The sequence below is a fragment of the Nonomuraea sp. SYSU D8015 genome, assembly GCF_008065375.1.
Lineage (GTDB): Bacteria > Actinomycetota > Actinomycetes > Streptosporangiales > Streptosporangiaceae > Nonomuraea.
In genome coordinates, this window is sequence record NZ_VJYI01000050.1 from 1 (window position 1) to 24,255 (window position 24,255).

General features: G+C 69.7%; 23 protein-coding genes and 1 pseudogene. 12 read left to right on the top strand and 12 right to left on the bottom strand.

The genetic code is table 11. The annotated features are described in order from the left end of the window. Both ID574_RS58430 and ID574_RS58435 read left to right on the top strand, forming a co-directional pair. Positions 1-644: phosphopantetheine-binding protein (locus tag ID574_RS58430; protein WP_188197723.1), on the top strand; the 644-nt coding region annotated here is incomplete at its 5' end. Further along, positions 641-2,233 carry a (2,3-dihydroxybenzoyl)adenylate synthase gene (locus tag ID574_RS58435; RefSeq protein WP_188197724.1) on the top strand — a complete coding sequence of 531 codons (1,593 nt, stop codon included), beginning with the start codon at positions 641-643 and terminating at the stop codon, positions 2,231-2,233. The genes ID574_RS58430 and ID574_RS58435, both read left to right, overlap by 4 nt. Positions 2,234-2,239: 6 nt before the next feature. Here ID574_RS58435 and ID574_RS58440 read toward each other — a convergent pair whose 3' ends face one another. Beyond that, positions 2,240-3,976 (bottom strand): ABC transporter ATP-binding protein, encoded by a 1,737-nt coding sequence (locus tag ID574_RS58440; protein ID WP_223168189.1) that lies wholly within the window; start codon positions 3,974-3,976, stop codon positions 2,240-2,242. Beyond that, a complete protein-coding gene (locus tag ID574_RS58445) occupies positions 3,973-5,706 on the bottom strand; it encodes an ABC transporter ATP-binding protein (protein WP_188197725.1) in 1,734 nt (577 codons plus the stop codon). Before ID574_RS58445 ends, ID574_RS58440 begins: the two co-directional genes overlap by 4 nt. A gap of 148 nt (positions 5,707-5,854) precedes the next feature. On the opposite strand from ID574_RS58445, the gene ID574_RS58450 reads away from it, so the two are divergent. Then, positions 5,855-6,661 carry a class I SAM-dependent methyltransferase gene (locus tag ID574_RS58450; RefSeq protein ID WP_188197726.1) on the top strand — a complete coding sequence of 269 codons (807 nt, stop codon included), beginning with the start codon at positions 5,855-5,857 and terminating at the stop codon, positions 6,659-6,661. Next, positions 6,658-7,047 carry a Fur family transcriptional regulator gene (locus ID574_RS58455; RefSeq protein ID WP_223168190.1) on the top strand — a complete coding sequence of 130 codons (390 nt, stop codon included), beginning with the start codon at positions 6,658-6,660 and terminating at the stop codon, positions 7,045-7,047. The genes ID574_RS58450 and ID574_RS58455 overlap by 4 nt, the downstream gene beginning before the upstream one ends. A gap of 9 nt (positions 7,048-7,056) precedes the next feature. Here ID574_RS58455 and ID574_RS58460 read toward each other — a convergent pair whose 3' ends face one another. Then, the gene (locus ID574_RS58460; protein ID WP_188197727.1) at positions 7,057-8,631 is read right to left on the bottom strand and encodes an ABC-F family ATP-binding cassette domain-containing protein; all 1,575 of its coding nucleotides are present in this window, start codon (positions 8,629-8,631) and stop codon (positions 7,057-7,059) included. 81 nt (positions 8,632-8,712) lie between these two features. On the opposite strand from ID574_RS58460, the gene ID574_RS58465 reads away from it, so the two are divergent. Then, positions 8,713-9,369, top strand: coding sequence for a TetR/AcrR family transcriptional regulator (locus ID574_RS58465; protein ID WP_188197728.1), 657 nt, complete (start codon positions 8,713-8,715; stop codon positions 9,367-9,369). 236 nt (positions 9,370-9,605) lie between these two features. Here the strand turns inward: ID574_RS58465 and ID574_RS58470 are convergent, their stop codons facing one another. The 3 genes from ID574_RS58470 to ID574_RS58480 form a co-directional block, all read right to left on the bottom strand. Beyond that, on the bottom strand, positions 9,606-11,009 hold the full coding sequence (locus ID574_RS58470) for an MFS transporter (RefSeq protein WP_188197729.1): 1,404 nt from the start codon (positions 11,007-11,009) through the stop codon (positions 9,606-9,608). Positions 11,010-11,266: 257 nt separating this feature from the next. Beyond that, positions 11,267-11,794, bottom strand: a complete 528-nt coding sequence (locus tag ID574_RS58475; protein ID WP_188197730.1) for a hypothetical protein — start codon at positions 11,792-11,794, stop codon at positions 11,267-11,269. Positions 11,795-11,872: 78 nt separating this feature from the next. Further along, positions 11,873-12,625 (bottom strand): DUF2470 domain-containing protein, encoded by a 753-nt coding sequence (locus ID574_RS58480; protein ID WP_223168191.1) that lies wholly within the window; start codon positions 12,623-12,625, stop codon positions 11,873-11,875. 56 nt (positions 12,626-12,681) lie between these two features. Here ID574_RS58480 and rpsD point away from each other — a divergent pair, with 56 nt between their 5' ends. The 4 genes from rpsD (at position 12,682) to ID574_RS63340 (ending at position 15,084) form a co-directional block, all read left to right on the top strand. Beyond that, positions 12,682-13,296: a 30S ribosomal protein S4 gene (gene rpsD, locus ID574_RS58485; RefSeq protein ID WP_188197739.1), complete on the top strand. Its 615-nt coding sequence runs from the start codon at positions 12,682-12,684 to the stop codon at positions 13,294-13,296. A gap of 674 nt (positions 13,297-13,970) precedes the next feature. Further along, positions 13,971-14,162 (top strand): helix-turn-helix transcriptional regulator, encoded by a 192-nt coding sequence (locus ID574_RS61350; RefSeq protein WP_223168192.1) that lies wholly within the window; start codon positions 13,971-13,973, stop codon positions 14,160-14,162. A gap of 109 nt (positions 14,163-14,271) precedes the next feature. Continuing rightward, positions 14,272-14,532 (top strand): WYL domain-containing protein, encoded by a 261-nt coding sequence (locus ID574_RS63335; RefSeq protein WP_442939468.1) that lies wholly within the window; start codon positions 14,272-14,274, stop codon positions 14,530-14,532. 258 nt (positions 14,533-14,790) lie between these two features. Beyond that, the gene (locus ID574_RS63340) at positions 14,791-15,084 is read left to right on the top strand and encodes a DUF6891 domain-containing protein (RefSeq protein ID WP_442939467.1); all 294 of its coding nucleotides are present in this window, start codon (positions 14,791-14,793) and stop codon (positions 15,082-15,084) included. Between the two features lie 34 nt (positions 15,085-15,118). On the opposite strand, the gene ID574_RS58495 is transcribed toward ID574_RS63340, so the two are convergent. Further along, complete coding sequence (locus tag ID574_RS58495; RefSeq protein WP_223168194.1) at positions 15,119-15,616, bottom strand: TetR/AcrR family transcriptional regulator; 498 nt, start codon at positions 15,614-15,616, stop codon at positions 15,119-15,121. A gap of 425 nt (positions 15,617-16,041) precedes the next feature. Between ID574_RS58495 and ID574_RS61360 the strand changes: the two genes are divergently transcribed. Together ID574_RS61360 and ID574_RS58505 are read left to right on the top strand one after the other, a co-directional pair. Then, positions 16,042-16,419 (top strand): alpha/beta fold hydrolase, encoded by a 378-nt coding sequence (locus tag ID574_RS61360; protein WP_223168196.1) that lies wholly within the window; start codon positions 16,042-16,044, stop codon positions 16,417-16,419. A 57-nt stretch (positions 16,420-16,476) separates the two neighbouring features. Continuing rightward, positions 16,477-19,206 carry an ATP-binding protein gene (locus tag ID574_RS58505; RefSeq protein WP_188197731.1) on the top strand — a complete coding sequence of 910 codons (2,730 nt, stop codon included), beginning with the start codon at positions 16,477-16,479 and terminating at the stop codon, positions 19,204-19,206. A gap of 100 nt (positions 19,207-19,306) precedes the next feature. On the opposite strand, the gene ID574_RS58510 is transcribed toward ID574_RS58505, so the two are convergent. Then, complete coding sequence (locus tag ID574_RS58510; protein ID WP_188197732.1) at positions 19,307-19,702, bottom strand: VOC family protein; 396 nt, start codon at positions 19,700-19,702, stop codon at positions 19,307-19,309. A 500-nt stretch (positions 19,703-20,202) separates the two neighbouring features. Here ID574_RS58510 and ID574_RS58515 point away from each other — a divergent pair, with 500 nt between their 5' ends. Continuing rightward, complete coding sequence (locus tag ID574_RS58515) at positions 20,203-20,604, top strand: serine hydrolase (protein WP_188197733.1); 402 nt, start codon at positions 20,203-20,205, stop codon at positions 20,602-20,604. A gap of 113 nt (positions 20,605-20,717) precedes the next feature. On the opposite strand, the gene ID574_RS58520 is transcribed toward ID574_RS58515, so the two are convergent. The 4 genes and pseudogenes from ID574_RS58520 to ID574_RS61365 form a co-directional block, all read right to left on the bottom strand. Further along, positions 20,718-21,440 (bottom strand): serine hydrolase domain-containing protein, encoded by a 723-nt coding sequence (locus ID574_RS58520; RefSeq protein ID WP_188197734.1) that lies wholly within the window; start codon positions 21,438-21,440, stop codon positions 20,718-20,720. 245 nt (positions 21,441-21,685) lie between these two features. Beyond that, positions 21,686-22,798: a serine hydrolase domain-containing protein gene (locus ID574_RS58525; RefSeq protein WP_188197735.1), complete on the bottom strand. Its 1,113-nt coding sequence runs from the start codon at positions 22,796-22,798 to the stop codon at positions 21,686-21,688. 117 nt (positions 22,799-22,915) lie between these two features. Continuing rightward, positions 22,916-24,037, bottom strand: a complete 1,122-nt coding sequence (locus ID574_RS58530) for an IS630 family transposase (RefSeq protein WP_223168195.1) — start codon at positions 24,035-24,037, stop codon at positions 22,916-22,918. 99 nt (positions 24,038-24,136) lie between these two features. Next, positions 24,137-24,255, bottom strand: a pseudogene (locus ID574_RS61365) (IS630 family transposase); the annotation flags it as partial.

Sequence of the window (24,255 nt, forward strand, 5' to 3'; positions counted from 1 at the left end):
TGCGCTGGTATCGCACTGGGGACCTGGGCCGTTATTGGCCGGATGGGACGCTGGAGTTCCTGGGCCGGGCGGACGCGCAGGTCAAGATCCGGGGGCATCGGATCGAGCTGGGCGAGGTCGAGGCGGCGTTGTCAGCCCACGTGGGCGTCGCACAGGCTGTCGTGGTGGCCTCAGCCGATCGGCGCAGGCTGTTGGCCGCTGTGGTGGCCGGGGGGGTGGATGGCGACGAGGTGCGGGCGTGGCTGGGGGAGCGGTTGCCGGGCTACATGATCCCGGACCGGCTGGCCACCGTGGACGCGTTGCCGCTGACACCCAACGGGAAGATCGACCGCAACGCCGTACAGAACCTGCTCGAGAGAGGCGAAGACGACGCGGGCCGCGACGATCCGCCGCAGGGCCCCGTCGAGGAGGCGCTCGCCGCGATCTGGGCGGAGCTGCTCGGCGTGCCCGCCGTGCCGAGGAACGCCGGTTTCTTCGCGCTCGGCGGGGACTCGCTGGTCGCGACCCGGCTGGTAGAGGCGGTACGGCAACGCCTGGGCGCGGAGCTGAGCGTGCGGCAGGTGTTCGCCACACCGACCATCGCGGCGATAGCCGCACAGCTCGGCACGGAAACCGGCGAAGCCTGGGAGGAAGGCGCGATATGAGCGGTATGGACTGGACACCCTGGCCGGAGGAGTTCGCGGAGCGCTACCGCAAGGAGGGTCTCTGGGCGGGGCGGTCTTTCGGAGAGCTGCTCAAGGGCTGGGCCGGAGAGCGGGGCTCGCGGACCGCCGTGGTCGCGCCCGACCATCGGTGGAGCTACGCCGATCTGGACCGCAGGGCCGACCGGCTGGCCGCGGGCCTGCACGGGGCGGGCATCAGGGCCGGCGACCACGTGGTCGTCCAGCTGCCCAACCTCGCGGAGTTCGTGGCGCTGCTGTTCGCGCTGTTCCGGCTGGGCGCGCTGCCGGTGATCGCGTTGCCCGCCCACCGGCGCAGCGAGATCCGCTACTTCTGCGACTTCACCGAGGCGGTCGCGCTCTTCGTCCCGGACGTGCACCAGGGCTTCGACCACCGCGAGCTGGCCGCCGAGATGCTGGCCGAGGTGCCCTCGCTGCGGCACGTCTTCGTCGCCGGGGACGCGGGCCCGTACACGGCGCTGGACGACGTGGACGCCGACCCCGTGCCCCTGCCGCCCCGAGACCCCGGCGACCTGGCGCTGCTCCTGCTGTCCGGCGGCACCACGGGCGTGCCCAAGCTGGTCCCGCGCACCCACGACGACTGGTACTACAGCGGCCGGGCGGTCGCCGAGGCCTGCGACTACGACAGCTCCACCGTGCACCTGGTCACGCTGCCGATCGGGCACAACTGGACGCTCACCCACGGCATGATGGCCACCTTCCATGCGGGCGGAACGCTGGTGCTGGCGCCGAGCGCGGACCCGGACGTGGCGTTCCCCGTCATCGCCGAGGAACGGGTCACCGACACCGGCATGGTGCCCGGGGTGGCGCTGCTGTGGATCGAGGCGACCGAATGGATGGACGAGGACCTGTCGAGCCTGCGCCAGGTCACCATCGGCGGCACCAAGCTCAATCCCGAGCTGGCCAAGCGGGTGGAGCCCGCCCTCGGGTGCCGGTTGCAGCAGGCGTTCGGCATGGCGGAGGGACTGTGCGGCTTCCACCGCGGCGCCGATCCTGAGGAGATCAGGCTGATCAGCCAGGGCCTTCCCGTCTCGCCACTGGACGAGCTGCGCGTCGTGGACTCCGCCGACCACGACGTGGAACCGGGCGCGGCCGGTGAGCTGCTGGCGCGCGGGCCGTACACGATCCGCGGCTACTACCGGGCGCCCGAGCACAACGCGCGCGCCTTCACCAGCGACGGCTTCTACCGGACCGGTGACGTCGTACGGCTGCTGCCCACCGGCCACGTCGTCTTCGAGGGCCGGGTCAAGGACCAGATCAACCGGGGCGGCGACAAGATCGCGACGGAGGAGTTGGAGAACCATCTGCTGGCCCACCCGCGCGTGCGCGACGTGGCGGTGGTCGGCGTGCCGGACGAGGTGCTGGGGGAGCGCATCTGCGCCTGCGTCATCCCCAAAGGCGACCCGCCGGACCTCGACGACCTGGTGAACTTCCTCGTCGAGCGCGGCGTCGCCCGCTACAAGCTGCCGGACCGGCTGGCGCTCATGGAGTCCTTCCCGCAGACCGGCCTCGGCAAGGTCAGCAAGAAGGACCTCGTGGCCCAGCTGAGCTGACGGGGCTCACGTGGCGGCCAGACGCCAGCCCGCGGCGCGCTGCCGCTCGTTCCAGAAGCGGGCGTAGCGGCCTCCGCGGGCCAGCAGCTCCGCGTGGGTGCCGAGCTCGGCGATGCGGCCGCCGTCCAGCACCGCGATCTGGTCGGCGGCCGCCACGGTGGACAGCCGGTGGGCGATGACCAGCACCGTGCGGTCGCGGGCCAGCTCGGCGACCGCCGCGCCGACGGCGGCCTCGTTCTCGGCGTCGAGGGCGGCCGTGGCCTCGTCCAGCAGCACGATCGGCGCGTCCTTGAGCAGCGCCCTGGCGATGGAGACGCGCTGGCGTTCGCCGCCGGACAGCCGCGAGCCGCCCTCGCCCACCTTGGTGTCCCAGCCCAGCCGGGCCACGACCTCGTCCAGCCGGGCGGCTTCGGCGGCGCGGCGGACCTCGGCGTCGGTCGCGCCGGGGCGGCCGAGGCGGACGTTCTCCTCGATGGTGCCGTCGAACAGGTACACGTCCTGGAAGACCAGGGCGAGCCGGGCCATGAGGTCGGCGGTGGGCAGCTCACGCACGTCGACGCCGCCAATCCGGACCGCGCCCGAGTCCACGTCCCAGAAGCGGGCGACCAGGCGGGTGACGGTGGTCTTGCCCGCGCCCGAGGGCCCGACCAGCGCGGTCACCGTGCCGGGCGGGCAGCGGAGCGTGAGGCCGCTCAGCACGGGGCGTTCGCCGTAGCCGAAGGTGACATCGTCGAGCTCCACGGTGGCGTCGGCCGGGACGGGACCGTTGGAGACGGTCGGCAGTGGCTTGGCGTGCAGGACCTCGCCGATGGCGTCCAGGGCGATGCGGGCCACGCGGAAGGTGCCGCCCAGGTCGCCGGCCTGGATCAGCGGCTCGACGAAACGCGCGGCCAGGATCAGCACCGCGACGGCGTCGGGGACGCGCAGCGTCCCGCCGAGCGCGAGATAGGTGCCCAGGATCATGACGGCGGCGAAGCCCGCCTCCACGACCAGCACGTACACGCCGAACGGGCGGCCGCCCCGGTCGAGCTTGTGCAGGTAGGCGTCGCGGTGCTCGGCCAGCGCCCGATCCAGCGTGGCCCACCCCTCCTCGGTGCGTCCCGCGGCCCTCAGCACCTGCTGCGCCTGGGCGAACTCCACCACCCGGTCCGTCACCTCGGCGTGCATGCGGTCCTCAGGGCCTTGCGTGTCCCGCAGCACCCGGCTCACCCAGGCGAACGCGGCCAGCGCCACGGGCGCGGTGACGACGAAGGCCAGCCCCATCCGCCAGTCCACGAACAACGTCACCACGATCACCGTCACCGGCGTGGCGATCGCCATGACGATCTGCTGGAGCAGCGTCGACGGGATGCCCATGACGTCCTGCACGGAGGTGGAGGTCAGGCGCGCCAGCCTCCCCGCGCGCCCGGCGGTGAACCAGCCGAGCGGCAGCCGTACCACGTGCTCGCCGATCCGCCGCGCGAGCCGGTCGGCCATGCGCTCGATGCCGACGACGTACCCCGTGTCGGCGGCGTGCCACAGCAGCGCCGCCGACACCACCGCGCACCCGGCGGCCAGGCCGAGCCAGGGCAGCGCGCCGGCGCTGTCGCCGGACAGCAGCGCCCGCAGCAGCGGCAGCAGGGCCGCGAAGACGCCGCCCTGGGCGACGCCGGCGAGGGAGAACCACACGATCTGCGCCCGCATGCCGCTGGACGAGCCCATCAGCTCTTCGGCCGTGCCGATCATCAGCCGCTTCCTGCTCACGCCTTGACCTCCGTGTTCTGGGCCCGCCACAGCCTCGCGTACAGGCCGTCCGCCGCGAGCAGGTCCGCGTGCCTGCCGCGCTCGACGATCCGGCCGGACTCCAGGACGAGGATCTGGTCGGCCCCGGCGATGGTGTGCAGCCGGTGCGCGATCACCAGGACCGTGCGGCCGGCGGCCAGCTCCGACAGCGCCTCCTGGATGGCCGCCTCGCTCTCGGCGTCGGCGTGCGCGGTGGCCTCGTCCAGCACCACCACGGGAGCGTCCTGCAGGATCGCCCGGGCGATCGTGATCCGCTGCCGCTCCCCTCCCGACAACCCGCCGTCGATCACGGTGTCGTACCCCCCGGGTAAGGCCATGATCACCTCATGGATCCTGGCGGCCTTGGCCGCGGCCTCCACCTCGGCGTCCGTGGCATCGGGCCGGCCGAGCCGGATGTTGTCCCGTACGCTCTCGCGCAGCAGCACCACGTCCTGGAAGACGATCGCGATCCGGCTCAGCAGCTCCTTTCCGGCGATGTCGCGCACGTCCACCCCGCCCAGGGTGATCGAGCCGCCGGTGGGGTCCCAGAACCGGGGCAGCAGCCTGGCCATGGTGGTCTTGCCCGACCCCGACGGGCCCACGAGCGCCGTCACGGTGCCGGGTGCCAGCACGGCGCTGACACCGTCCAGCGCGAGCGGCGCGTCCGGCGCGTACGAGAACCGCACGTCGTCGAACACCACCCGCCCGTCGGCGGGCAGCCGCGGCTCGGCTGGTTCGGGGAGCGGCGGCAGGGCCAGGAGCCGGTCCACGTGCGTGGCGCCCAGCTGCGCCTGACGCAGCAGGTTGGCGGCCGAGCCGACCTGCAGGTACGGGCCCGGCAGCCCGACGCCGACGGCCAGGAACGGCAGCAGGTCGGCGGGCGACAGCCAGCCCGCGGCGATGAAGCCGGTGCCGCTCACCATGATCCACAGCAGCATGGTGGCCGGGGCCAGCCCGATGTTCATCGCGGTGGCCGGCCGGCCCATCGCCGCCATCCATGCCAGGCACCGCTCGGTGAGCGTGGTGACCGCGTCGTCGAAGCGGCGGAAGGCCCTAGCCCGCACGCCGTAGGCCTTGACGACCTCGACGCCGTCCACGAGCTCGACCGTCGCCTTGGCCAGCTCGGCCTGGGCCTGGTTGTAGGCGCCCATGTGGGCCTGGTAGCCGCGCTTCATCCGGGGTGAGACGACGGCCAGCACCGCTCCGGTGAAGCCGAGCAGGGCCAGGGTCATCCGCCAGTCCACCAGCAGCAGGTAGACGATTCCGACCAACGGGGCGATCACCGCGCTGGTGATGTCGCTCAGCGCGTGGGAGACCAGGTGGTGCATCGCCTTGATGTCGTCGGAGACGGCCTTCTTCACCTCGCCGGAGCCGTGGTCGCCGAACCAGCCCAGCGGCAGCCGGCCCAGGTGGCGGGCCAGACGGCTGCGGAGGCCGTACTCGAAGTGGCCGTTGGCGACGTGGCAGACCGCACTGGACGCGCCCATGAAGAAGGCCCGCAGCACCGCCCCGACGGCGCCCGCGACCGCCCACGGCCACACCGGGTCGCCGGTCAGCAGGGCGCGCCCCACTTCCGCCACCGCGATGAACGGCACCATCGCGAACAGCGCCCCGACCCCTGCCAGCGCCATCCCCAGGATCAGCCGGCCGCGCACCGGCCGCAGCATCTCGGCCAGCGCGCCCGGGCGTACCAGGGCGTCATCGTCCGGCATGTCAGGCTCCCTCAGAGGTGGAACGACGCTCTCGGCGTATGCCGCTCGTCGGGTGAAGATGGGCAATGAAACGATAATGGATTTCATTGCTGTTTGGGAGGCGAAATGGTTATCATTTGACCTCACAGTGACCTGTGGAGGCTCTCTGATGAAGCCGGATGAGATCGGGGCGGTCTTCGACGCGACCGCTGCGGACTTCGCCGCGCTGTCACCGAAACTGTGGGACCCGATCGGCGCCGCCACCGTCCGCGCCCTCGACGTGCGCCCGGGAGAGCGGGTGCTGGACGTGTGCTGCGGTGCGGGGGCTTCGGCGATTCCCGCCGCCGTAGCGGCCGGGCCGGAGGGCGCCGTGGACGCCATCGACCTGGCCGGGTCGCTCCTCGAACACGGCCGGCGCCTGGCCGACGCCCGTGAGCTCGCGAACCTGCGTTTCATCCGTGCCGACGCCACCGTGTGGGAGCCGGGCGTCCGTTACGACGCGGCCCTCTGCGTCCACGGTGTGTTCTTCCTCCCCGACATGGACGCCTCGGTCAAGCGGCTCATCGGCCTGGTCAGGCCGGGAGGCCGCTTCGCCGTCACTACCTGGGCGAAGGGCGCGCTGGAAGAGTACGGCAAGGCGCTCTACGCGGCGGTCGAGCGCGTGCGCGGCGCCGGCGTGGAAACGCCGTCCAGCCGGGAGTCGGCCACCAGGATCGACACCGAGCAGGCCCTGGCCGGTTGGCTGACCGGTCTCGGGCTGGCGGACGTGCGGGTGACCAGGGTGCCGTTCGCCGTGCCGCTGACCCCGGAGCTGGCCTGGCTCATAGTCATGGGCACCGGTTTCCGTGGCCTGCTCACCGGTATGGACGCCGACGCGGTGTCGGCGGTACGGGAGGACCTTGTCGCGAGCCTGGAGCGCGATGGGGTCGACGAGGTGGAGGCGTCCATCCTGACAGGCGTGGGGCGGCGTCCATGACGGGTGCCCCCACCCGATGGGGCCGCATGCTGGAGGAGGCGGGCATCCGGACGACCAGCCAGCGGCTCCTGGTCCTCGACGGGCTGGGCCGTCACCGGCTGCCGGTGTCGGCCCAGCAGATCCACGCCGAGCTGCACGAGCAGGGGGAGCGGGTCGGTCTCACCACCGTCTACCGGACGCTCACCTCGCTGGCGGCGGCCGGGCTGGTGCACACCTTCACCCAGGCAGGGGAGATCGTCTACCGGCTGTGCGGGCCGGCCAAACACCACCACCTGATCTGCCGGAGTTGCGGGCTGGTGATCGAACGGGTGGAGGAGGAGGCCATGGCGGGGTTCCGGGCCGAAGAGGTGTACGGCACCTGCGCCACCTGCGCGGGCACGTCGTGACGCCGTCCGCTAGAGGTCCCAGCGGGGCTCGGCGCTCTCGCGTACGAGGCCGTCCGCGCCGAACACCAGATAACGGTCCAGATCGGCGGCGAACCAGCGGTCGTGCGTGACCGCCAGCACCGTCCCCTCGAACCCCTCAAGCCCCCGCTGCAGCGCCTCCGCGCTGGCCAGGTCCAGATTGTCCGTCGGCTCGTCGAGCAGCAGCAACGTCGCCCCCGACAGCTCCAGCAGCAGGATCTGAAGCCTCGCCTGCTGCCCTCCCGACAAGGTCTCGAACGGCTGCCCGCCGGCCGGTGCGAGCTCGTAGCGGGCCAGCGCCGCCATGGCCTCGTTGCGGGTCATCGCGTGCTCGCGCATCACCACGTCCACGGCCGCCCGCCCCTTCAGATCGGGTCGCAGGTGGGTCTGCGCGAAATGGCCGGGTGTGACCCGGGCGCCGAGGCGGGCCGCGCCGGTGTGCGCGATCTGCTCGCCGGCGAGCAGCCGCAGGAAGTGGGACTTGCCGGTGCCGTTCAGGCCGAGCACGCCGACCCGCTCGCCGTACCAGATCTCCGTGGAGAACGGCCGCAGCAGCCCCGTCAGCTCCAGGTCCTCGCAGATCACCGCGCGCTTCCCGGTACGCCCGCCGCGCAGCCGCATCCGGACGTTCTGCTCCTTCGGCGCCCGCTGCGGCGGCCCCTCCCGCTCGAACCGCTCCAGCCGCGTCACCGCTGACTGGTACGCCCCCGCGAGCGCGTCGTTGTTCGCCGAGCGCTGGCGCAGCGTGTGGACGAGCCGCCGCAGCCGGGCCCGCTCGTCCTCCCAGCGCTGCCGCCGCTCTTCGAGGCGCTCTCTGCGCTGCCTGCGCGCCTCGGCGTAACTCGCGAAGCCGCCGCCGTGCACCCACACCGTGCGCCCTTCCACGGTGACGATCCGGTCGGCCGCCTCGGCCAGCAGTTGCCGGTCGTGCGAGACGAGCAGCACCGTCTTGGCCGAGCCCCTGATCGCCCGCTCCAGCCACTGCTTGGCCCGCACGTCCAGGTAGTTGTCCGGCTCGTCCAGCAGCAGGATCTCGTCGGGGCCGCGCAGCAGTGCCTCCAGCATGAGCCGCTTCTGCTCGCCGCCCGACAGCGTGGCCAGGCTCCGGTCCTTGACCTGCTCGTACGGCAGCCCCAGGGCCTCCGTCGCGCACACGTCCCACACGACCTCCAGCTCGTAGCCGCCAGCGTCGGCGTAGTCGGCGATGGCCTGGGCGTAGGCGAGCTGCGTGGGCTCGTCGTCCGTGCGGGAGATCGCGGCCTCGGCGGCCTCCAGCTCCGCCGCCGCGTCCCTGATCCGCCGCGGCGCCACGTTGAGCAGCAGGTCGTGCACGGTGCCCTCGCCGAGGAACTGCCGCATGACGCCGATGCCGCCGCTGCTCGCGATGCGGCCGTCGGTCGGCTCCAGCTCGCCCGCGATGAGCCTGAGCAGGGTGGTCTTGCCCGCGCCGTTCGGCCCGACGAGCGCCGCCTTGGCTCCGTCGCCCACCTTGAACGACGCCTCCAGCAGCAGCGGCCGGCCGTCGGGCAGCAGGTACGTCAGTCCGCTCACCTCGATGTGCCCCACGACAGTCCCTCCTCCCGTCTCGATCGTTGTTCCATAACTAGACCACCGATCCGGTCACTCGTACAACGTATTATCTCCTCCGTGGACACCGTGTGGTCGCGCCCTCAGAAGGCGCCGAGGCAGACGCTGACGCTGGAGCGGATCGTGGCCGAGGCGGTGGCGCTGCTCGACGAGGAAGGCGTGGGCCGGCTGACCATGCGCCGCCTTGCCGAGCGGCTCGACACCGGCTCGACCACCCTCTACTGGCACGTCAAGACCAAGGACGACGTGCTGGACCTGGCCCTGGACGCGGTCTTCGGCGAGGTGTGCCTGCCCGGGCGGCGGCCGGACGGCGCCTGGGACGAGCCGGTGCGCGAGCTGATCGGCGGCTGGCGGGCGGCCCTGCTGCGCCATCCGTGGTCGGCCACCATCCTCGACCGCCCACTCATGGGGCCGAACGCGCTGGAGCGCACCGAGTTCCTCTACAAGACCCTGGCCGCCGCCGGCTTCCCCGCCCCCAAGACCGCGGCCTACAGCCTGTCCAACTACGTCATGGGCTCGGTCATCATGCAGGTCACCTGGCAGGACCACGGCGACGATGACTCCGGGGAGTTCCTGCGCGACCGCGCCGACCGCTACCCGGCCTTGGCCGAGCACGGCCTCGACCACGACTGGGACGCCACGTTCGACGAGGGCCTCGCCTACCTCCTCACCGGCATGGAACAGGCCAGGAAGCCGGACTCCGGTCGCCCCGCATGACGCGCCCGCCCCGCCCTTCCCGTCTCCTGACCGGGTCGGGCCCGGCCGCCTCCACCGGCCGCTGCGCTCCCACCCCGGCGAGGTACCCACCCATCGGAGCGCCCACCTGGTGACGCCGGTGTGATGGGCGGCGGTGCGACTCGTATGGCACGCGGAGGCGCCCCGCCCGATGACGTGGTGCGTCGGGCGAGGCGCCTGGCGAACGAGGCGGGCCCGCGACGCGGGCCCGGCGGACCTCAGTGGGGCAGGTCGCCCTCCTCGCGGGCCTGCTTGGGAAGCAGCAGCCCGACCAGGAAGGTCGCGGCGATCATCCCGCCCGCCACCCCGAGCGTGACCTCCACGCTCTCCGTCCCGAAGTACACGGTGCCCAGCAGCGCCAGCCCCAGCGCCCCGCCGACCTGCTGCAACGCGGTCAGGGTGCCGGAGGCCGAGCCGGTCTCGCGGGGCTCGACGGCCGCCATCACGATCCCGAAGTACGGCGTCATGATCAGCCCGCTGCCCAGCCCCGTCACCGCGAGCGCCGGAGCCAGCTGCCAGGGGGAGACGCCGGGCGAGGCGACGACGATCAGGCCGACGACACCGAGCGCCATGACGATCGCACCTGCCAGCAGCACCCTGCGCCCGTGCTGCCGGGCGGCCTGCGCGACCGCCATGCCCGCGATCATGCCGAGCGACGAGGGAACCCCGGTCAGCGCCGCCTTGACGGGCGAGAACCCCAGCCCGAGCTGCGTGTAGAGCCCGACCACGAAGAAGACCCCGGCGAACGCGGCGAAGTAGATCGTCCCGGTTGCCATGCCGGAGACGAACGCCCGCTTCCTGAACAGGCTCGGCGCCACCAGGGGGTCACCGCCGCGCGCGGCCTTGCGCCGCTCGTACGCCGCGAACCCCGCGAACACCGCCCCCGAGGCGGCCATCATGCCGAACGACCACGCCGGCCACCCGTGCTCGCCACCCTGCACCAGCGGGAACACGATCAGCACGGTGCCCGCCGAGGCCAGCAGCGCGCCCGGCAGATCGAGCCGCACACCCCCGGCCGGCCGCGTGCCGGGCAGGAAACGCAGGGCGGCCACGGCGGCGACCACCCCGATGGGCAGGTTGATCAGGAAGATGAGCCGCCAGTCGACGCTGGTCAGCACGCCCGCGAGGATCGGCCCGCCCACCGCGGACAACCCCATGACGGGCCCGAACAGCCCCATCGCCGCCGCCAGCTCCTTGGGCGGGAACATCTCCTTCATCAGCCCCATGCCCTGGGGGATCATCGCCGCCCCGAACAGCCCCTGCACGATCCTGGCCGCGATGATGGTCTCAGGGGAGAAGGCCAGGGCGCACAGCAGCGACCCGACGGTGAAGCCGGCGATCCCGATGAGGAACATGCGCTTGCGGCCGACGATGTCGCCCAGCCGCCCGCCGGTCAGCAGGCCCGCGGTCATGGCCAGCGTGTACGCCGCGCCGAGCCACTGGATGAGCGAGGCGCCGCCGCCGAGCTCGGCGCGCATCGTGGGGCCCGCGATGTTGGTGACGGTGGCGTCGAGCAGCTCCATCACCGAGCCGGCGAGGATCACCGCGAGCGCGGGCCAGCGCCACTTGTACGGCGCCGGCTCGACGGGGATCTGCGCCGGACGTATGTCGAGGGCGGTCATCTTCTGCCTCCTGGATCGGAACGGCTTGTTCTGTTCCGACAATATCAGAACGGAATGCTTCATTCCATAGTGCGAATGCGGAAATTCCTGAGGTACCTGGAGGCAGGCATGGCGGGGCCGCCCGGGGGAGCGTCGTCCACCGGGCGGCATCGGCTGCACGTGACGGTGACCGGCTCCTCGGCGTCGCGCGTCCCGAGCGAGAGGGGACGCTACGCTTCACGGGCGCCGGGAGAGGAGCCCTCGCGGGGAGGTCTGGGTCAGTTCTTGGGGCCGCGGGTCTTGTCGGTGGGCTGCCCCGGAGGCTGCCGCGTCTTGCCGGGCGGGGTCTTCTCGGCCTCCGTCGTGGGCGGGGCGGTGGTGGACGGGGCCGGTGTCGGAGCCTTCGCGGTGGTGGAGACGGGCGGGCGCGAGCTCTGTCGCGTGATCGGGTCCTGACTGCGCTCCGCGGGCGTCCTGCTCCGAGTGGGCGTGGGGGTCGCCGTACGCCTGCGCGCCGGCGTGGCCCTGACCGCCGGTGTGGCCGAGTCGGTGTGCCGCGGCTTCGCCGACGCGGTCGGGCGCGACTCCATGACGGCGGGCGCGGACGTCGTGGGCGTGCGGGTCTCGTCGCCCGGCCACTCGACGGCGTCCATTCTGGTGGTCGTGAGCGCACCGCTGATCAGCACGCCGGCCATGGCCAGCATCAGCGTGCCGAGCAGCACTCCAGAGGTCATGAGCACCCGCCGGCGTCGCCCGCCCCGGTCGGCGGGTCCGGCGGGAGTTGAAGATCTATGCGCGCCACTCACGCATCACATGCTAGAGACAGGCGCACACTCCCCTGTCTGATATGACACTATGTCTGCCGAATTCAGGCAGAACCGTGATCAACACGTGCACAGCAGACCGCGCAGCGCCGTCTCCAGGCACAGGCCCGACTTCGCGGGAGTCGGCCACGGGAAGCGCACCAGCGACTCGTCCACCCGTACGGTGGCGCCGAAGCGGTCCAGCTCCCACAACCACACGTCGCCGGGCGTCTCGCCCAGCTGCCTGGTCACCCCGGCGGTGAGCTGCACCCGGTGCGAGGAGTTGACGTGCGCGAGCACCCGCTCGGCGATCTCGGCGAGCGGGTCCGGCCGCGACCCCAGGTAGTCGTCGGCGTCGAGCACCCCCGACTCCTGCCCGGTCAGGTAGACGACCTGGCCCACGTCCACCCGCAGCAGCCGGGGCGCGCCCCGCTCCCCGAACCGCTCCAGCGCCTCGAACAGGCTCTCGTCCGCACTGTGCGCGGCCACCGCCACCGCCGCCGCCCGCGCCTCCTCCTCCGGGACGGCCTCCGCCCAGCCCTGCACCTCGATCAGCCCGCGCGGGTGTGTGACGTCGCCCAGCTGCCGCATCGTCGTGAGGTTCACCGCCACCACGGCGTCCGCGCGCAGACCAAGACCGTGCAGCGGCTCGCCCGGCAGCACCAGCAGCACGGGGCGGCCGCGCTCGTCCACGCCGCCGCGGGCCGGCGAGGGCGCGCCGTCGACGGAGAGCTTGGCGACGCTCGCGGTCGCGGCGAGGGTGCGGACCCGCTCGGGGATCGGCAACATGGCCCGCTCGGGGATCGGCAGCACGGCGCCTCCTTGGGATGTCATTTAGTGGTAGGTTAGCCTTACCTAAGTAAGGACTACCTAATCACATCGAGGTGAATGTGCGCTACACCGGCCCCAAGGTGCGACTGTCGCGTCGCGCGGGCGTCCCGCTGACCAGGAAAGCCGTCCGCTACTTCGAGCAGCGCCCCTACCCGCCGGGCGAGCACGGCCGCAAGACCAACCGCCGCAGCACCGGCGACTACGGGCTGCGGCTGATGGAGAAGCAGAAGCTGCGCTGGTACTACGACGTCTCCGAACGGCAGCTGCGCCGATACTGGGACCTCGCCGTCCGCAAGCCAGGCGCGTCCGGCGCCGAGCTGGTGACGCTGCTGGAGAGCCGCCTGGCCTCGCTCGTGCTGCGCGCGGGCTTCGCCCCGTCGATCTACGCCGCCAGGCAGTACATCAGCCACGGCCACATCGCCGTGGACGGCCGCAAGGTGGACATTCCCAGCTACCTGGTCAAGCCCGGCCAGGTCGTCACGGTGCGGGAGCGGTCGCGCACGATGCAGCCGTTCGTGGCGGCCGCCGAGGGCATCCACGCCGATGAGCGCATCGCCCCCTACCTGTCGGTGGACCACAAGGACCTGGCCTTCACGCTGACGCACCGGCCGGAGCGGGAGCAGATCGTCGTCCCCGTGGACGAGCAGCTCGTGGTGGAGTTCTACTCCCGCTAGCCGCGAAACTCCCGCGGGTCCGCTGCGCGGTGCGGACCCGCGGGCTCGGCTCTCAGCCGAGGCCGGTGGTCGCCGAGTTCTGTTCGCGGTTTCCCGCTGGTGCACGTCAAGCGATGGGCCCGCGCCGCATCGACGTGACGGGCCTGCACTGGGACACATCGACACCCCGGATGCCACGGCCGAGACCCCGCGCGCTCGGCGCCGAACAGTGGCCGGACGTTGATCCACTGGTCCTGGCAGACTTCGGCCGCAACCCACACGCGGCCGAGTTCGGCGTCCGCTATGTCCGGCCGGGAAGGCCAACAAGGGCTCGGCTCCCAAGAGGCGCAGTGTGCTGACCGTCTGGCCCTGGGTGGCCGAGATCGTGGTGGCAGGCATCCTTCGCCGTTCCCGTCGATGCGGTCAGCTCGCTGCTGGTTGAGGTGCGGGTGCAGAAGACTGAGGGCTTCGTGCGCCTGACGCCGACCGCAGCGCCATCTGGAACGCCGCAGCCGGCAGGCTGATCCGCAGCACCTCGTAGACGGCCGTCACGCCGAACTTGACCGGGCCGTGCCAGGCTGGGCAGCGATACCTGGCTCATGTGGTCCAGCATGGCGCCCTACCCGGACCGGTAGTGTCAGGGCAGGGATCGTCGTCCGGCGAACACGACCAACCGCCGCCTGGAAACGCCGTCGTTGCTCCAGGCGCATCCCGGCATCTCGGCCGCTCAACTCGCCGTCCGGCTCGGTGTCACCGAGCGCACCGCACGCCGGGACGTCGCCCAGCCCCGCGAGGTCGGCTATCGCATCGACGCCGAGGCCGGACGGGCGGGAGGCTACCGGCTCGCGTCCGGTCGGACGATGCCGCCGCTGCTGGATGCGGACTAGGTGGCCGCCGTGCCCTCGGACTGCGCACGGCGGTCGCCGTCGAAGGTCTCAATCCGCCGCCGTCACCGCCCTGGCCAAGCTCACCCGGATCGTGCCGTCACGCTGGCGGATGCGGCTCAGTGCGCTCGCCGATGTGGAGGCGCTCCCGGGACGGTCCACACGCCGCGCCGAACGTGATGTGCTCATCCCCGCCGCGCTCGCCTGCCGCACGAACGAGGCCGTCCGCATCCGACACCGCCGCCACGACGTCGTCCATGCGAGCCCGGCCGATGTGCAGCCGCACCGGCTGGTCACGCAACAACGCCGCTGGTACCTTGTCGCGTGCCCCGGGGGCGACGGAGTGGACGGTCTACGCCCTCGACCGCATTGACGACATTCAACCGCTCGGTACCTGCTTTCCCGCTCCAGAGCCGCCCTCCGACGCCGCCGCCTTCGTCGCCGGGATACTCGCGCGATGGTCATGGCGATACCGAGTCCGGGCGCAGGCGCACACGTCCGCCGACTTCGTCCGCGAACTCGTCGGCTCGAGTGTCGCGACCGTGATCGAACCGGCCCTCGCTCAGCGACCGGATGAGCGCGCTGGGACGCTGGCTGCTCGCCCGATATCGAGGACTCGGTCAAGCCGGTTGTGCGGGCTTACGAGCAAGATCTCGCGTCCGGGGTCCGCCGCGAGGGGCTGATGCCGGCGTTCGGCGCTTTCGAGGGCGATGAGTCCAAGAACGAAGCGGCGAGCGCAGCCATTGCGCGAAAGGTGTGTAACACTCTGACCGCTCACGGAGCGCAGGCCAAGTGGAACGGCTCTCATCACGTATTGAAATCGCGCCGTTCCCATGCAAAACCGCCGCTGGTCCTCTGCGCCTTGAACTGTCAATCTCCTCAAAGATACGCAGCGCCTGCAGCGCGGCTGACTTCGACCGCTTGACGCGCATCATGGCGGGCATAGTGACCCGCGCAACCTATTCCGCGTCTACTTCAACATCCCGCCGCGGCCGCAGTTCACCGGTCTGTCCGGTGGGCCAGGCAGGCCAGGGCGCGAGAAGGTCGATGAACGCCGCGAAAGCCGCTTCGACTCTTACCGTGTCGCCGGTGGCGTCGGCATCCATCAGTAGCCCGCGAACTAGGGCGAGTACGGCGGTTGCCACCGCCGGTGCCTTCACACCGCAGTGCGGGCGGAGGCACTGTTCCAGCAGGTCCAGCCAATCGGTTGTGGCGGCCCGCTGGAAGTCGGGCAGGAGCGCCTCCCTGCCGGGCGCGTTGTAGACGGCTGCGAACAGCCGCACATATGAAGACCCCTCGGGGCCGGTTAGCACCTGCCATGCCCGCTTCAACGTCCGCGTGTAGGGCTCCTCGCGAGGAGCAAGAGCCTCGCGGAAAAAGACGAGTTGACGTGTTCGCGCTTCGGTGATTACAGCGCGGAGCAATTGGTCGCGCGTACCGAAATGGTAGATCAGCATGCGCGTCGTGGTGCCGGAGGCTCGTGCGAGCGGCTCGAGACTGGAAGGCAGGCCATGGGCGACAACGTGGTCGGTACAGGAGGCGAGCACTGCCGCTCGTATGTCCGGTCGGGGGCGCCTGCCCAATGTCATCTACCTTTCACGTAATACATGTTACGTTTAAAGCGTATTCGAAGGGCGATGGGAGGTGGTGCAGTGCGGGTGGTTTTCGTTCACGGAGCATGCGTTCGTGACGGTGTATGGTGGTGGCACCGTTTCGACGGGCTCCTGAATAGCAGCGGGGTTCACAGCGTCGCAGCCTTGCTGCCGAGCTGCGGCGAACCCGGGGGAGTCCTGGTGACGGAGGGCCGTCATTGACGGATGCCAGGGCTGTACGCGAACTATGGCAATCGTGCGAGGAGCCGACCACTGTCGTGGCCGTAGTGATGGAGGTATGGTCGCGAGCGAGGCCGCCGCCGGGCTGGATCATGTCCGTCATCTACTCTTCATCACAAGCTTTCTTCCCGAAGCCGGGCAGAGCTTGGCCACGTTCGGTGACGGCGCGTCCGCTCCCCATTTTGACATGGGGCAGGACGGAGCGTTCGGGGTCCGCTGTCCTCTCCGCCCCTGTGACCGCCGCTGCGTGGAAGGAGATCCCTTCCACCTATGTGGTGTGTGCCGGGGACCGGGGCACCCCGCCGGATGTCCAGCGCGTGCAAGCCGGGCGCGCGGGCCGGACCATCGAGTTGCAGGCTGATCATCACCCGTTCCTGTCACAGCCGGCGGCGGCCGTTGCCGATCTGATCCGCGACCTGATGCCTTAAAGCGCGTGGAGGTGTGTCATGTCATCAAGAGCACGTGACGACGGTCAGGCGAACTCTGTGGCGCAGCAGGCGGCTTTGGGTGCGTTGGTGCGCGCCTGGCGTGAGCGGGCACTGCTGACCCAGGAAGAGTTGGCGGCCCGGGCAGGGCTCAATACGCGGACTGTGCGCCGATTGGAGACGGGCGAGCTGCGACGGCCGCGCAGTTCCTCGATGCGCTCGCTGGCTGAGGCGCTGGACCTGGACACCGACGAGTTCGCGCTTTTCACGCGTGCGGCAAGCCCGAATCCACAACAATCTGCGCGTCCGATGCCGGTGCGGGTGGTGCCGCGGCAGCTGCCCACCGATCTGCCGGCGTTCGTTGGCCGGGCGCGGGAACTGGCCTTCGCGGACGAGGCCCGCGGTGCGGGTACGGTGGTGATCACAGCCATTGACGGCATGGGAGGTGTGGGTAAGACCGCGCTGGCGGTGCACTGGGCCCACCAGGTGGCCGATCAGTTTCCTGACGGGCAGCTGTATGTCAACCTCCAGGGATACGCGTCAGGGCCGCCGCTTTCCCCCATGCAGGCGTTGGCCGTGCTGCTGCGCGCCCTGGGGGTCATGGCCGACCAGGTTCCGATGGAACTGGAGGAGGCCGCCGGGCTGTACCGATCGCTGCTGGCCGGCAAGCGAGTGCTCGCGGTGCTGGACAACGCCCATAGCGCCGAGCAAGTCCGCCCGCTGCTGCCGGGCAGCCCGGGATGCGTGGTGGTGGTCACGAGCCGGGACCGGCTGACCGGGCTGGTGGCCACCCACGGCGCCCATCGGCTGACGCTGGACGTGCTGGACCCTGACGAGGCGGTGATGCTGCTGACGCACATCATCGGGGAGGAGCGGGTGGCGGCCGAGCCTGAGGCGGTGACCGCGCTGGCGCAGGTATGCGGCTACCTGCCACTGGCATTGCGGATCGCCGCCGCCAACCTCACCGGTCGCCCGGAAAAGTCGATCGCCGGCTACCTGGGGGAGCTTCAGGCTGGAGATCCGCTCGACGGCCTGACGGTCGCTCACGATCCCCACGCCGCCGTCCGGCTCGCCTTCGACCACTCCTATCACCACCTGGCTCCTGATCGCCAGAGACTGTACCGGCTGCTGGGACTGGTTCCAGGGCCGGAGATCAGCGTCACGGGCGCTGCAGCGCTGGCAGACCTGGAGGTGGAGGATGCAGGACGGGCGCTGGGCGAATTGGCGAACGCACACCTGGTGCAGCCGCGCGGCCCAGACCGGTATAGCCTGCACGACCTGCTGGGGCTGTACGCGCGCCAGCGCGCTCAGCAGCACGACGGCCGGGCGGAATGCGAAGCGGCCCTGGAACGGCTGCTCGACTGGTACCTCTACGGCATCGACGCCGCCGCCAAGCTGCTCTACCCGGAGGATGTGCGTTTGCCCCTCCCGCCGTTGGCCGGCATCCTCTCCCCGCCAACGTTCATCGACCTTTCACAGGCGGCGGCGTGGCTCGAGGCCGAACTCGCCAATCTGGTCGCCGCCACCTTGCATGCCGCCGACCACGGCCCTCATCCGGCCGCCTGGCGGCTGGCTGACGCGCTGCGTGGCTACTTCTGGCAGCGGCGTCCCATGGTGGAGTGGCTGCTGATCGCGCAGGCCGGGCTGGATGCCGCCACCGTCGCCGGCGACGTGCGCGCCCAGGTCTCCGGCCACCTCAGCCTTGGCCAAGCCAATCGGGCCGCCGGCCGCCTCCAGCCGGCCCGCCGGCATCTCAGCACCGCGCTCACCTTGGCCCGCCAGGTAGGCTGGACCAACGGCCAGGCCGCCGCACTGTTCTGTCAGGGGAACGTGGCCTGGGTATCGGGCGACCTCCATCAGTCGGTCGCCGACCTGACCCAAGCGGTAGCGTTGTATCGCCAAAGCGGCTGGCTGGGTGGGCAGGCCGAAAGCCTGTTCGACCTCGCCCTGACGGAGAAGGATCTGGGCTGGTTACACGAGGCCGCCGCCCACCACACCCAGGCCCTGACGATATTCCAGCAGATTGGTTCACGCCTTGGGGAGATGACCACGCTGGCGGCCTTGGGCGAGATCGATCACAGCCTGGGCCGGCTGGAGGTCGCTCGCCGGCGCCTCACCGGCGGACTGCGGCTCTACCAGGAGCTGGGTATGCGGTTCGGCCACGTCTATTTCCTGCGCGCCCTCGCCGAGGTGAACCGCGATGCTGGTCACACTCAGGAGGCGCTGACCCAAGCACAAGACGCGCTGCGGCTGGCCGGCGAGATCGGCGACCGGTCCAGCGAGGCCAGGATCCGGATCGTCCTGGCCGGCGTCCACCTGCAGCTCGGCGGCGCCCAGGACGCTGGTGACCACTACCGGCAGGCCCTCGAGCTGGCACAGCAGATCTCCAGCCGCACACGCGAGGCCGACGCGCTGCTGGGGCTGGCCGACGTCTGCCTCGCCCTCGAAGAGCCTCACCAGGCCCTCGACCGCGCCCAGCACGCGCTGGGCATCGCCGCCGTCGCCGGCATGCGCATCCTGCAGGGCCAAGCCCATACCACGCTGGCCGCCGCCCACCGCCGGCTCGACCGCCACCACCAGGCGCTCACGCACGCGCGGCACGCCCTGGAACTGCAGCGGCAGACCGGCCACCGCCTCGGGGCGGCCCGTGCTCTGCAGGTGCTGGGCTGTGTGCTTCGCGATACCGGCGATCTCCAGACAGCCGTGCACTGCTGGCAGGAAGCTTTGGAGCTGTTCACCGACATCGGCAGCGCCGAGGCCGACAAGATCCGCACGCTGCTGGACACCTGAATCCCCGCTGGCCGCAGTTCTCGGCATCCGTGATGCTGCCGGATCCGCCGGTTCTGTCGTCCTTGGTGCTCGGTGTCGGAGTCAGGCACGCCCACGTGATTCAGTTCAGCGGCGAGAACAGGTCGATTCCATTCCCGTCGGGGTCCTGCACCAAGGCGTAGCGCTGTCCCCACATCGCGTCCCAGGGAGCCCGAAGGCCGGTGTATCCGAGAGAGATGAGCTTGTCGTAGAGCGTGTCCACCTCGGCGGGGGTGTCGACGAGGAAAGCGAGGTTTACGCGGCCGCTGCCCGCGATCGGGGGTTGGAAGCCTGGCATGAACGACGCCACATTCTCCTGGGTGTCCCAGGCCAGTCGCAGTCCTGAGGGAAGCATCGTCTCGGCGTGTGGCTGGCTGTCGAGTTCGTGCGCCAGGTCCAGGCCGAGCTCGCGGTAGAACGCGAGGGACCGTGCCATGTCTTCGACGAGGATGCCGATCATGTCCAGTTTCATGGCCATGTCGGGGCCCCTTTCATTGAGATGGAATGTTCACGGACAGATGCCGCAAAGGATGTTCGCGAGAGTCTATGTCTCCTATAACTCTGGAGCCTGAGCGAAGTGGTCAGGGATATCGGGTGGGCGCGGCCTGCAAGCCGGACAGTGACGGCAATGCGTTGCGACCGCTTTGCTTACTTGCTGCAGCACTCGTGTCGCGTGCGGAACGTGCAAAGCGCGACTGCCGTCGGTCATGTAAGAAATGGACACGGTTGAAAACTCCAACCGTTGGTTACGGTAACACCTCGGCGGCTTCATATCAGCTTCACCTGCTGAAGCCATCGTCGCCGGCGGCTTACGGCACGTCGGGTGCCGGCATCACACCTCGGCGTAAAGTCGCACTGACCTCCTCGTCCCGCTCCAGAGCCCCGTCGTGCTGGGACCTAGAACAACCAGCCGTGGCGATGCGGCAGCTCGCCCGTTGACACCTCCTGGCCTGCTGCAGTTACACCGGCGGACCATTGGTGGATGTCTCCACCTACGCCAATGGTCACGCTGACAGCTCCATGATCAGCACAACTAGTGATGTCAACCGCTTCTTCCGTGCCCTGCTGGGCGGTCAACTACTGCGCCCGGCGCAGGTGAAGCAGATGCAACAGACCGTGCCCGCAAAGCCGTTCCAGGATTTCTGGACAGACGCCGGTTACGGTCTGGGCCTGATGAAACGGCGGCTGCCCTGCGGTGGCTGGGCCTGGTTCAAAGGCGGCGGCGGCTGGAATTCCCTCAGTGACAACGCCATAACGTCCGACGGTCGCCGCAGCGCCACGGTTTCCATCGCCAGCAACGTGGTGCCTGGCCGATCTCTAGTGCCTCAGCTCACGGCTACCGCTGCCCTGATCGACCGCGCTCTATGCTCCGCCCAATGACATGTCTGCGACACTGGAACTCATCCAGGAAAAGCATGGCGGGCGCCAGCGTTTGTAGGTAGTGACGCGTGGCTGAGGCAAATATGGCGAACTGCCCGGGGTGAGAGTGTGTTTCAGGTTGAGTGGCTCGATAATGCGCTCGTGGATCTCCTGCTGCCAGGGGTTGCCGGTGACTTTTCGAGGATCATCCCTATCAGGATGTAGTTGGTGTTGGAGTACGACCAACCTGTGCCAGGGGCGAAGACCCTCTTGTGCCGCATAGCCATCGCGACCAGTTGCTCGGGCCGGTAGGTGCGGAAGCGTTCGTTCCGGAAGGCTTCCGGCGTGGTCGCCTGCTCTAATGGCACGTCGTCGGCATAGTCAGGAAGACCGCTGGTGTGCCCAAGTAACTGTCGTATGGTGATGTCGCCGCCATCGATGTCGGTGCTGCTCATCAGTCCGGGCAGCCACTGCTCCACCGTGTCAGTCAGTTTGAGTTTGCCCTCACCGACCAATTGCAGGGCGACGGTCGCCACGAAGGTTTTGGTGGTGCTGCCGATCCGGCAGTACGCCCCCCAAGGGACAGCCCGGCGGGTTTTGAGATCGGCGACGCCACTGCGCGCGACAAGGCGACGAGACGAGCTGTTCACCTCAGCCAGGACGCTGGTGGCACCCGTGGATGTGATGGCATCCGCATCGCGTTGCAGTTGCGCTCGGTCGTAACGGGACTGATCCAGCGCTCGCGCGGTTGGCGCGGTGACCACGGCCGCGACCATGGCCACCCCGGCAATGCCCGCAGTCAGGCCAAGTCGGCCAGACACACAGGATCGTTTCTTGGAAATCATGCGTGTCGTCATGTCTCGACTTTCGCCGATGAGAATGGACTTCTTCAGTCACGGCTTCCAATCTGCATCGCAGCAGATGAGTATTCACATCCGGCATGCTTCGGTGGGGTGCCTCCTTGGCGAGCGTCTGATCCTGTAAGTCTGTTGGCCCAGGATTTGGTGCCTGGCCAGGCCGGGGTGCGGTTCGCCGGTGAGGCGTCCCAGCCGCTGCTTGCTGTACATGCCCGGCACCGTGATCCCGCTGTCCGACACCGCGGTCAATCGGCGCGCCCGTCACTGCCGAACTCGATGTCGAGGACGGCCAGGAACGCCGCATAGGCCTCGGGGGACCAGTCGGTGTTCACGTGGCCGGCGACCATGTGCGTGCCGTCGCGGTCGCCCATGACGAGGGTGAACGTGCCGTAGTCCGCGCCGCCGTTGCCCCACACGTGCACGCCGCTCTGGAGCTTCTGCTCGACCCATACACCGAGCCCGTAGCGGGTGTCGGGCAGCCACCCCGAGCCGTCGGTGGACACGGTCGTGAACATCTCCTCCATCTGTGCCGGCTTGAGGATCCGCCCGGACAACAGCGCCGAGAAGAACGTGAGCAGGTCGCCGGTCGAGGAGATCATGCCGCCCGCGCTCCAGGCGGTTGTCTCGTTCGACTCGGTCGCGTCGTGCAGCGGCGCCGCCGGGTCGGGCGATTCGAGCCTGGAGTAGTGCACCGGATGCGGTCCGGGGATGACCGTCTGCGTGGTGGGCAGCGATGTTCCGGTCAGGTCGAGCGGCCGCAGAATGAGCCGGTCGAGCACATCGCCGTACGATTCGCCGGTGGCCTTCTCCACCATCATCGCGGCCAGGTAGTACTGCGTGTTGGAATACCGGAACGCCTCGCCGGGCGGGTTGTAGGGCGGATGCCGTAGAGCGATCCTCACCAATTCTTCGGGCGTGAAGACCTTGAAGCGGCGTTCGTACCAGGCCTCGCCTTGGCCGCTGGCGTAGAACTCCGGGTCCATGCTGAAGTTGAAGATGCCGCTGGTCTGGTTCAGCAACTGCCGTAACGTGATCTTGCGGCCGTCATAGGGAGAGTCATCGAGCAGGCCGGGCAGCCACTTTTCCACCGTGTCGTCGAGGCTGAGCACGCCTTCTCCGACCAATTTCAGCGTGGTGGCGGCGGTGAACGCCTTGGCGGCACTGCCGATGCGGAACAGCTCTCCTGGTCGGCGCTCGCGGCCGGTGCTGATGTCGGCTTTGCCCGCAGACGCGAACCAGCGGGAGTCGCCCTTGCAGATCTCGGTCACGATGCCCGGCGTCACGCCCGAAGACACTGCGTCGTCCAGTACGCGCTGTACCGCATCGTGGTTGGCTCCGGTGTTGCCTGTCGTTGCCATGGTGTCTCCTTTTGACCCTGATTGGTCGCGCTTGGTCACCGCTTTCGCTTTGATCGCGGGTGGTTGGTTCCGCCTAGTGCTGTGACCGGAAACGATCACCGGGTTGGGTGAGGGTGTTCAGGCTGCCGGTGTGAGTGGCCGGCCGCCCCAGCGGATGCCCTTCTCGCTGCGGATGCGGGAGCGTTCGCGGCGTTGGGCGGCCAGCACGTCGGGGTGACGGGCATGAGCGTTGCGCCAGCGTAGGTAGGCGTGCAGGGCCCGGGTCTGAACGGTGTGGTTGCGGTGGTTGGAGTTGGCCAGGGTGAACTGGCGCAACGGTCCGAAGTGCGCCTCGATCGGGTTGGCCCAGGAGGCGTAGGTCGGCGTGAACAGCAGGCTGACCTTGTTCTTCTTGGCCCAGGTGCGGATGCGCCAGTTCTTGTGTGCCGACAGGTTGTCCAGGATGACGTAGATCGGGGCGCCGTCCGGACGGGCTGCGCGGATCGAGCGCAGGGCCGCCCAGGTGTGATCGATGCCCTTGCGGGCCCGGTTGACGCCCCAGAGCAGGTCATCGCCGACGGAGTAGCAACCGTGGAAGTAGGTGACGCCCTGGGTGCGGCGGTAGGTGGCAGGCAACCGGGCCGGCTCACCCTGCGGTGCCCAGCCCGATCCGGCGGTCGGACGAATGCCGAGCGGCCCGAACTCGTCGAAGGCGAAGGTGCGCTCGGGCCGGTGCGTCAGCGCGTACTCGATTTCGTCCAGTTTGGCGTCGAAGTCGGGGTCGGGTGAGTCTTTCCAGGTCTTGGTGCGCTGGAAGGTGATCCCGCGGCGGGTCAGCAGGGTGCGTAACGCTTCCCGGCCGATGGTGATGGCGCGGCCGGGAAGGCGGCGCAGGTAGTCGAGGAGTTTGCGGATGGACCAGCGGGTGAAGGGCTGGCCGAGCTTGACGGGTCGGGTGGTGGCCGTCTGCGCGACGAAGTCTTCGTCGTCAGGACTGAGCAGGCGGGGACGGCCTCCCGCCCACTGAGGGTCCAGGCAGGCCAGCCCGATCTCGTTGAAGCGGTGGATCACATCGCGCACGGTGTCCTCATCGGCCTGCACCAGGCGGGCGATGACCGGGACGGTGTTGCCGCCGGCCGAGGCCAGCAGGATCATCGCCCGCCGATAGCGCACCGTGCTCATCGTGCCGCGCCGGACAATCCGCTGCAGCTTCTGCCCTTCTTGGTCCGTGAGCCTGCGGACCTTGACCGGTTGCGTCACCTGGCCTCCCGAGCGCTGATCGAACGTGATCAGCCCATCCAACCGGCACGACCATCCTGCACGCCAACCCGGTGATCGTTTCCGGTCACAGCACTAGTGTCATGCGCCTGAAATTCGTCGGCAATATTTAGCGAGGGATTCCAGGATCTCTTCGGCGGTTTTGGTCCAGACGAACGGCTTGGGGTCGTCGTTCCACTGATCCATCCAGTCGCGGATGT